The sequence below is a fragment of the Streptomyces sp. NPDC060198 genome (assembly GCF_042728415.1).
Lineage (GTDB): Bacteria > Actinomycetota > Actinomycetes > Streptomycetales > Streptomycetaceae > Streptomyces.
Genome location: NZ_JBHWZJ010000290.1, coordinates 1 through 8,834 on the forward strand (window position 1 = coordinate 1; position 8,834 = coordinate 8,834).

At 70.5% G+C, this 8,834-nt stretch carries 7 protein-coding genes; 6 read left to right on the forward strand and 1 reads right to left on the reverse strand.

The window, feature by feature from the left end:
• Window positions 1–86 precede the first annotated feature (86 nt).
• Window positions 87–587, reverse strand: a complete 501-nt coding sequence (gene bldD, locus ACFWEP_RS26695) for a transcriptional regulator BldD (protein ID WP_327174691.1) — start codon at window positions 585–587, stop codon at window positions 87–89.
• A gap of 223 nt (window positions 588–810) precedes the next feature.
• On the opposite strand from bldD, the gene pyrR reads away from it, so the two are divergent.
• From pyrR to carB, 6 genes are all read left to right on the forward strand, one after another.
• Entirely contained in the window at window positions 811–1,395 is a 585-nt protein-coding gene (gene pyrR, locus ACFWEP_RS26700; protein ID WP_387373611.1) for a bifunctional pyr operon transcriptional regulator/uracil phosphoribosyltransferase PyrR, read from the forward strand.
• Between the two features lie 110 nt (window positions 1,396–1,505).
• Complete coding sequence (locus ACFWEP_RS26705; protein WP_387373612.1) at window positions 1,506–2,483, forward strand: aspartate carbamoyltransferase catalytic subunit; 978 nt, start codon at window positions 1,506–1,508, stop codon at window positions 2,481–2,483.
• Window positions 2,484–2,485: 2 nt separating this feature from the next.
• The gene (locus tag ACFWEP_RS26710) at window positions 2,486–3,772 is read left to right on the forward strand and encodes a dihydroorotase (RefSeq protein ID WP_387373614.1); all 1,287 of its coding nucleotides are present in this window, start codon (window positions 2,486–2,488) and stop codon (window positions 3,770–3,772) included.
• Window positions 3,769–4,347, forward strand: coding sequence for a hypothetical protein (locus ACFWEP_RS26715; RefSeq protein ID WP_387373616.1), 579 nt, complete (start codon window positions 3,769–3,771; stop codon window positions 4,345–4,347). The genes ACFWEP_RS26710 and ACFWEP_RS26715 overlap by 4 nt, the downstream gene beginning before the upstream one ends.
• A complete protein-coding gene (carA, locus tag ACFWEP_RS26720) occupies window positions 4,344–5,486 on the forward strand; it encodes a glutamine-hydrolyzing carbamoyl-phosphate synthase small subunit (protein ID WP_387373618.1) in 1,143 nt (380 codons plus the stop codon). Before ACFWEP_RS26715 ends, carA begins: the two co-directional genes overlap by 4 nt.
• The gene (gene carB, locus ACFWEP_RS26725) at window positions 5,479–8,787 is read left to right on the forward strand and encodes a carbamoyl-phosphate synthase large subunit (protein ID WP_387373620.1); all 3,309 of its coding nucleotides are present in this window, start codon (window positions 5,479–5,481) and stop codon (window positions 8,785–8,787) included. The genes carA and carB overlap by 8 nt, the downstream gene beginning before the upstream one ends.
• Window positions 8,788–8,834: the final 47 nt, after the last annotated feature.

An 8,834-nucleotide genomic window follows, 5' to 3' on the forward strand; every position in this document is an offset into this window, starting at 1 on the left:
AGACTGGCGGTTGACCCTCTCGGGTTCTCCCGCCGGCCCGGCGACAGGTGTTCGGACACGCGGGGCCCAGGGCCCCGCGGTGGGTCTCAGCCCTCTTCGTGGGTGACGGCCCGGCGCGCGTCCGCGTCCAGCACGCCCCAGTTGATCAGCTGCTCCGTCAGCACGGAAGGCGACTGGTCGTAGATCACCGCGAGGGTGCGGAGGTCGTCCTGGCGGATCGAGAGGACCTTGCCGTTGTAGTCGCCGCGCTGGCTCTGGATCGTCGCGGCGTAACGCTGCAGCGGTCCGGCCTTCTCCGGCGGGACGTGGGCGAGGCGCTCCAGGTCCAGGACGAGCTTCGGCGGCGGCTCGGCCGCGCCGCCGGGGGTCGTACCCGGCAGCAGCTCCTGGACGGGAACGCCGTAGAAGTCCGCCAGCTCGGCGAGACGCTGGACGGTCACCGCACGGTCGCCGCGCTCGTACGAGCCGACGACGACGGCCTTCCAACGGCCCTGCGACTTCTCCTCCACGCCGTGGAGGGAGAGGCCCTGCTGGGTGCGGATGGCGCGGAGCTTGGCCCCGAGCTGTTTTGCGTATTCGCTGGACATAAGGCTCCCCGGACGCTCGAACATGATGCGGCGCCGCCGCGTGGCTGGTGACTCACTGTGAGGTTACGCAGCGTTACTTGGATGCGTCAAGCCGGGAGGTCCCGGGCGGCTCCTCCCGGGGCCGGGTCCAGGGCGTCGGAGGGGCCCTGGTACCGTGGAACACGTAATTCTCGACGTCCTTTAAGTTCCGTCCCGTGAGGCGGAGAAGGAGGTCCGTTTCTCAATGGACGCACAGCACGAAGGCACCGGCAACGCGGCACGGCCCGTTCTGGAAGCCCCCGACATCGCCCGGGCACTGACCAGGATCGCCCACGAGATCGTCGAACGCGCCAAGGGCGCCGACGACGTGGTGCTCCTCGGAATCCCCACCCGCGGTGTCCACCTGGCCCGCCGGCTGGCCGGGAAGCTCGAAGAGGTCACCGGCCGCGGGATGCCGGTCGGCTCGCTCGACATCACGATGCACCGCGACGACCTCCGGATGCGTCCGGCGCGCACCCTGGGACGCACCGACATCCCCGGCGACGGCGTCGACGAACGCCTCGTGATCCTCGTGGACGACGTACTCTTCTCCGGCCGCACGATCCGTGCTGCCCTCGACGCCCTCGGCGACATCGGCCGCCCCCGCGCCGTACAGCTCGCGGTCCTGGTGGACCGCGGCCACCGCGAACTCCCGATCCGCGCCGACTACGTCGGCAAGAACCTCCCGACGTCGCACCGGGAGACGGTCACGGTCCAGCTCGCCGAGGAGGACGGCCGCGACGCCGTGCTGCTCGGAGCGCGGCGGACCGCCCCGGCGGCCGGGCGCTAGCGCCGCCACCGCTACCCGAACGGCACCTCCGTGCGACCCGTCACCGGTCCCGCACGGAGGCCGCAGCACGCCCGCACGCCCGAAACTCCAGCACCCCGGAGAACACCCAGATGAAGCACCACCTCATCTCGGCCGCCGACCTCACCCACGACGACGCCGTCCTCATCCTCGACACCGCCGAAGAGATGGCCCGGGTCGCCGACCGGCCGATCAAGAAGCTTCCCACCCTGCGCGGCCGTACCGTCGTCAACCTCTTCTTCGAGGACTCGACACGGACCCGCATCTCCTTCGAGGCCGCCGCCAAGCGCCTCTCCGCCGACGTCATCAACTTCTCGGCGAAGGGCTCGTCCGTCTCCAAGGGCGAATCCCTCAAGGACACCGCCCTGACCCTGGAGGCGATGGGCGCCGACGCCGTCGTCATCCGGCACCACGCCTCGGGCGCCCCATACCGTCTCGCCACCTCGGGCTGGATCGACGGCGCGGTGGTCAACGCGGGCGACGGCACCCACGAGCACCCCACCCAGGCCCTGCTGGACGCCTTCACCATGCGCCGCAGGCTGGTCGGCGCCGGCCAGGGACTCGGCCGCGACCTCGAAGGCCGCCGGATCACCATCGTCGGTGACGTCCTGCACAGCCGGGTGGCCCGCTCCAACGTCCACCTGCTGACCACGCTCGGCGCCCACGTCACCCTGGTGGCCCCGCCCACCCTGCTGCCGGTCGGCGTGGAACAGTGGCCCTGCGACGTCAGCTACGGCCTGGACGAGGTGCTCCCGAAGTCCGACGCGGTGATGATGCTGCGTGTGCAGCGTGAGCGGATGAACGCCGCGTACTTCCCCACCGAGCGCGAGTACTCCCGCCGCTACGGCCTCGACGGGGACCGCATGGCGAAGATGCCCGAGCACAGCATCGTCATGCACCCCGGCCCGATGAACCGCGGCATGGAGATCACGGCCGAGGTCGCCGACTCCGACCGCTGCACAGCCGTCGAACAGGTCGCCAACGGCGTCTCCGTCCGGATGGCCGTGCTCTACCTGCTGCTCGGCGGCTCCGAACCCGCCACCACCGCCCGTCCCGAGGGGAACAACTGACCATGAGCAAGATCCTTATCCGTGGCGCGCAGATTCTCGGTGGCGAAGTCCAGGACGTCCTGATCGACGGCGAGACCATCACCGAGACCGGCACCGGCATCGAGGCACCCGACGCCACCGTCGTCGAGGCGGCGGGCCAGATCCTGCTGCCCGGCCTGGTCGACCTCCACACCCACCTGCGCGAGCCCGGCCGCGAGGACTCCGAGACCGTCCTGACCGGCACCAAGGCCGCCGCCGTCGGCGGCTTCACCGCCGTGCACGCCATGGCCAACACCTTCCCCGTCGCCGACACCGCCGGCGTGGTCGAGCAGGTCTGGCGGCTCGGCAAGGAGTCCGGCTACTGCGACGTCCAGCCGATCGGCGCCGTCACCGTCGGCCTGGAGGGCAAGCAGCTCGCCGAACTCGGCGCCATGCACGACTCGGCCGCCGGAGTGAAGGTCTTCTCCGACGACGGCAAGTGCGTGGACGACGCCGTGATCATGCGCCGCGCCCTGGAGTACGTGAAGGCCTTCGACGGAGTCGTCGCCCAGCACGCCCAGGAGCCCCGCCTCACCGAGGGCGCCCAGATGAACGAGGGCGTCGTCTCCTCCGAGCTGGGCCTCGGCGGCTGGCCCGCCGTCGCCGAGGAGTCGATCATCGCGCGCGACGTGCTGCTCGCCGCCCACGTCGACTCCCGGGTGCACATCTGCCACCTGTCGACCGCCGGCTCGGTCGAGATCGTCCGCTGGGCCAAGTCCAAGGGCTGGAAGGTCACCGCCGAGGTCACCCCGCACCACCTGCTCCTCACCGACGAGCTGGTGCGCTCGTACAACCCCGTCTACAAGGTGAACCCGCCGCTGCGCACCGAGGCCGACGTCATGGCCCTGCGCGAGGCCCTCGCCGACGGCACGATCGACTGCGTCGCCACCGACCACGCCCCGCACCCGCACGAGGACAAGGACTGCGAGTGGGCCGCGGCGGCGATGGGCATGGTGGGCATGGAGACCGCGCTCTCCGTCGTCCAGCAGACGATGGTCGAGACCGGACTGCTCGACTGGGCGGGCGTCGCCGACCGCATGTCCTTCCGCCCGGCGGCCATCGGACGCCTCGACGGACACGGCCGGCCCGTCTCGGCCGGTGAGCCCGCCAACCTCGTGCTGGTCGATCCGGCATACCGTGGTGTCGTGGACCCCGCGGGCTTCGCGTCCCGCAGCCGCAACACCCCCTACGAGGGCCGCGAGCTGCCGGGACGGGTCACCCACACCTTCCTGCGGGGCCGTGCCACGGTCGTCGACGGGAAGCTCACGTGACAAATCCGATCCCCCTGTACCAGCTGGCCGCCGAGCAGAAGTCGGCCGACGTGACCGACTGGTCCGCCCGGATCAGCTGGGTCGTCGCCATACTGGTCTTCGTCGCCTTCGTCTACTGGCTGATGCGCCAGGGATGGAAATGGCGCGGCAGCCTCCAGTCCGACCTGCCGGAGCTCCCCGCCACCCCCGCGGGATTCGGGGACGAGCCCCCGATCCTGACGCTCACCGGCCGGTACCACGGCTCGACCACCGCGGGGCAGTGGCTCGACCGCATCGTCGCCCACGGCCTCGGCACCCGCAGCCGGGTCGAGCTCACCCTCACGGACCAGGGCCTGGACGTCGTACGTCCCGGAGCGACCGGGTTCTTCGTACCGGCCGAGGCGCTGCGCGAGGCCCGGCACGAGCGGGCCATCGCGGGCAAGGTCCTCCCCGAGGGCGGCCTGCTGGTCATCACCTGGGCCCACGGCGACAAGCTGATCGACTCCGGGTTCCGCTCCGACCGGGCGGACGAGCACCAGACCTGGATCGACACCCTCACCCCTCTCACCAGCACTACGGAAGGCACCGCACGATGACGATCTCCACCCGGGGAGCCGCACAAGCTCCCGCCGTACTCGTCCTGGAGGACGGCCGGATCTTCCGCGGCCGTGCCTACGGGGCCGTGGGGGAGACCTTCGGCGAGGCCGTTTTCTCCACCGGCATGACCGGCTACCAGGAGACGCTGACCGACCCCTCCTACGACCGTCAGATCGTCGTCGCCACCGCGCCGCAGATCGGCAACACCGGCTGGAACGACGAGGACGACGAGTCCGCCCGCATCTGGGTCTCCGGTTACGTCGTCCGCGACCCCGCCCGCATCCCGTCCAACTGGCGCTCGCGCCGCTCCCTGGACGAGGAACTGAGCAAGCAGGGCGTCGTCGGCATCAGCGGCATCGACACCCGCGCCCTCACCCGCCACCTGCGGGAGCGCGGCGCGATGCGCTCCGGCGTCTTCTCCGGCGAGGCACTCGCCCCCGACGCCGAGCTCCTCGCACGCGTCCAGGCCCAGCCGCAGATGAAGGGCGCGAGCCTGTACGAGGAGGTCGCCACCAAGGAGGCCTACACCGTCGCGGCGATCGGCGAGAAGAAGTTCACCGTCGCCGCGATCGACCTCGGCATCAAGGGCATGACCCCGCGGCGGATGGCCGAGCGCGGCATCGAGGTGCACGTGCTCCCGGCGACCGCGACCGTCGAGGACGTCTACGCCGTCGCCCCCGACGGTGTGTTCTTCTCCAACGGCCCCGGCGACCCCGCCACCGCCGACGGCCCGGTCGCGCTGATGCGCGCCGTGCTGGAGCGCAGGACGCCACTCTTCGGCATCTGCTTCGGCAACCAGATCCTCGGCCGCGCCCTCGGCTTCGGCACGTACAAGCTGAAGTACGGCCACCGGGGCATCAACCAGCCCGTCCAGGACCGCACGACCGGCAAGGTCGAGGTCACCGCGCACAACCACGGCTTCGCCGTCGACGCGCCCCTGGACAAGATCTCGGACACCGAGTTCGGCCGCGCCGAGGTCTCCCACGTCTGCCTGAACGACCAGGTCGTCGAGGGGCTCCACCTCCTCGATCAGCCCGCGTTCAGTGTTCAGTACCACCCCGAAGCAGCCGCCGGCCCGCACGACGCCGCGTACCTCTTCGACCGTTTCGTCACCCTGATGGAGGGCCAGCGTGCCTAAGCGCTCCGATATCCAGTCCGTCCTGGTCATCGGCTCCGGCCCGATCGTCATCGGCCAGGCCGCCGAGTTCGACTACTCCGGTACCCAGGCGTGCCGCGTGCTCAAGGCCGAGGGCCTGCGCGTCATCCTGGTCAACTCCAACCCGGCCACGATCATGACCGACCCGGAGATCGCCGACGCCACCTACGTCGAGCCGATCACCCCCGAGTTCGTCGAGAAGATCATCGCCAAGGAGCGCCCCGACGCCCTCCTGCCGACGCTGGGCGGCCAGACCGCGCTCAACACCGCCATCTCCATGCACGACAACGGCGTGCTGGAGAAGTACGGCGTCGAGCTGATCGGCGCCAACGTCGAGGCGATCAACAAGGGCGAGGACCGCGACCTCTTCAAGGGCGTCGTCGAAGCCGTCCGCGAGAAGATCGGCCACGGCGAGTCCGCCCGCTCGGTCATCTGCCACACGATGGACGACGTCATCCAGGGCGTGGACACCCTCGGCGGTTACCCCGTCGTCGTCCGCCCCTCCTTCACCATGGGCGGCGCCGGCTCCGGCTTCGCCCACGACGAGGAGGAGCTGCGCCGCATCGCCGGACAGGGCCTCACCCTCTCGCCGACCACCGAGGTGCTCCTGGAGGAGTCCATCCTCGGCTGGAAGGAGTACGAGCTGGAGCTGATGCGCGACAGGAACGACAACGTCGTGGTCGTCTGCTCCATCGAGAACTTCGACCCGATGGGCGTCCACACCGGTGACTCCATCACCGTCGCCCCGTCGATGACGCTCACCGACCGCGAGTACCAGCGTCTGCGCGACCTCGGCATCGCGATCATCCGCGAGGTCGGCGTCGACACCGGCGGCTGCAACATCCAGTTCGCCATCGACCCCACCGACGGCCGGATCATCGTCATCGAGATGAACCCGCGCGTCTCCCGGTCCTCGGCGCTCGCCTCCAAGGCCACCGGCTTCCCGATCGCCAAGATCGCGGCCAAGCTGGCCATCGGCTACACGCTGGACGAGATCCCGAACGACATCACGGAGAAGACCCCGGCCTCCTTCGAGCCCTCGCTCGACTACGTCGTGGTCAAGGCCCCGCGCTTCGCCTTCGAGAAGTTCCCCTCCGCCGACTCCACCCTCACCACCACCATGAAGTCGGTGGGCGAGGCCATGGCGATCGGCCGCAACTTCGCCGAGGCGCTGCAGAAGGCGCTGCGCTCGCTGGAGAAGAAGGGCTCGCAGTTCTCCTTCACCGGCGAGCCCGGCGACAAGGCCGCCCTGCTCGCCGAGTCGGTCCGCCCCACCGACGGCCGCATCAACACCGTCATGCAGGCGATCCGGGCCGGAGCCACCCCCGAGGAGGTCTTCGACGCGACGAAGATCGACCCGTGGTTCGTGGACCAGCTCTTCCTGATCAAGGAGATCGCCGACGAGCTGGCCTCGGCCGAGCGCCTCGACGCGGACGTGATCGCCGAGGCCAAGCGCCACGGCTTCTCCGACGCCCAGATCGCCGAGATCCGCGGTCTGGGCGAGGACGTCGTCCGCGAGGTCCGCCACGCGCTGGGCATCCGTCCGGTCTACAAGACGGTCGACACCTGCGCCGCCGAGTTCGCCGCGAAGACGCCGTACTTCTACTCCTCGTACGACGAGGAGAGCGAGGTCGCGCCCCGCACCAAGCCCGCGGTGATCATCCTCGGCTCGGGTCCGAACCGCATCGGCCAGGGCATCGAGTTCGACTACTCCTGCGTCCACGCCTCCTTCGCGCTCAGCGACGCGGGCTACGAGACCGTGATGGTCAACTGCAACCCGGAGACCGTCTCCACCGACTACGACACCTCCGACCGGCTCTACTTCGAGCCGCTCACCCTGGAGGACGTCCTGGAGATCGTCCACGCGGAGACGCTGGCCGGTCCCGTCGCGGGCGTCATCGTCCAGCTCGGCGGCCAGACCCCGCTGGGCCTGTCGCAGGCGCTCAAGGACAACGGCGTGCCCGTCGTCGGCACGTCCCCCGAGGCGATCCACGCCGCCGAGGACCGCGGCGCCTTCGGCAGGGTGCTCGCCGAGGCCGGTCTGCCCGCGCCCAAGCACGGCACCGCCACCACCTTCGACGAGGCCAAGGCCATCGCCGACGAGATCGGCTACCCGGTGCTCGTCCGCCCGTCGTACGTCCTCGGCGGACGCGGCATGGAGATCGTCTACGACGAGACCCGCCTGGCCTCGTACATCGCCGAGTCCACCGAGATCAGCCCCACCCGGCCGGTCCTGGTCGACCGCTTCCTCGACGACGCGATCGAGATCGACGTCGACGCGCTCTACGACGGCACCGAGCTCTACCTCGGCGGCGTCATGGAGCACATCGAGGAGGCCGGCATCCACTCCGGCGACTCCGCCTGCGCGCTGCCCCCGATCACCCTCGGCGGCCACGACATCAAGCGCCTGCGGGTCTCCACCGAGGGCATCGCCAAGGGCGTCGGCGTCCGCGGACTGATCAACATCCAGTTCGCGCTCTCCGGGGACATCCTCTACGTCCTGGAGGCCAACCCGCGAGCCTCCCGGACCGTCCCCTTCACCTCGAAGGCGACCGCCGTCCCGCTCGCCAAGGCCGCCGCCCGGATCTCGCTGGGCGCGACCATCGCCGAGCTGCGCGCCGAGGGCCTGCTGCCGGCCCACGGCGACGGCGGCACCCTGCCGCTCGACGCGCCGATCTCCGTCAAGGAGGCCGTCATGCCGTGGTCGCGCTTCCGCGACATCCATGGCCGCGGCGTGGACACCATCCTCGGCCCGGAGATGCGTTCGACGGGTGAGGTCATGGGCATCGACTCGGCCTTCGGGACGGCCTACGCCAAGTCCCAGGCCGGCGCCTACGGCCCGCTGCCCGTCAAGGGCCGCGCGTTCATCTCGGTCGCCAACCGCGACAAGCGCTCGATGATCTTCCCCGCCCGGGAACTCGTCGCCCACGGCTTCGAGCTGATGGCGACCTCCGGTACCGCCGAGGTCCTCAAGCGCAACGGCATCAACGCCACCGTCGTGCGCAAGCAGTCCGAGGGCGAGGGCCCGGACGGCGAGAAGACCATCGTCCAGCTCATCCACGACGGCCAGGTCGACCTCATCGTCAACACGCCGTACGGCACCGGCGGCCGGCTCGACGGCTACGAGATCCGGACCGCCGCGGTGGCCCGCTCCGTGCCGTGCCTGACGACCGTCCAGGCGCTCGCCGCCGCGGTCCAGGGCATCGACGCGCTCAAGCACGGGGACGTCGGCGTACGGTCCCTCCAGGAGCACGCCGAGCACCTGACGGCGGCCCGCGACTAGTCGCGGCACCGGCAATCGGACCGGCGCCGGGGCCCCCCGGGCCCGGG

What these genes read in the sequence shown, in the direction of transcription:
- bldD (WP_327174691.1), bottom strand. Translation starts at nt 587, where the DNA reads ATGTCCAGCGAATACGCAAAACAGCTCGGGGCCAAGCTCCGCGCCATC.
- carA (WP_387373618.1), top strand. Translation starts at nt 4,344, where the DNA reads ATGACGATCTCCACCCGGGGAGCCGCACAAGCTCCCGCCGTACTCGTC.
- ACFWEP_RS26710 (WP_387373614.1), top strand. Translation starts at nt 2,486, where the DNA reads ATGAGCAAGATCCTTATCCGTGGCGCGCAGATTCTCGGTGGCGAAGTC.
- pyrR (WP_387373611.1), top strand. Translation starts at nt 811, where the DNA reads ATGGACGCACAGCACGAAGGCACCGGCAACGCGGCACGGCCCGTTCTG.
- ACFWEP_RS26705 (WP_387373612.1), top strand. Translation starts at nt 1,506, where the DNA reads ATGAAGCACCACCTCATCTCGGCCGCCGACCTCACCCACGACGACGCC.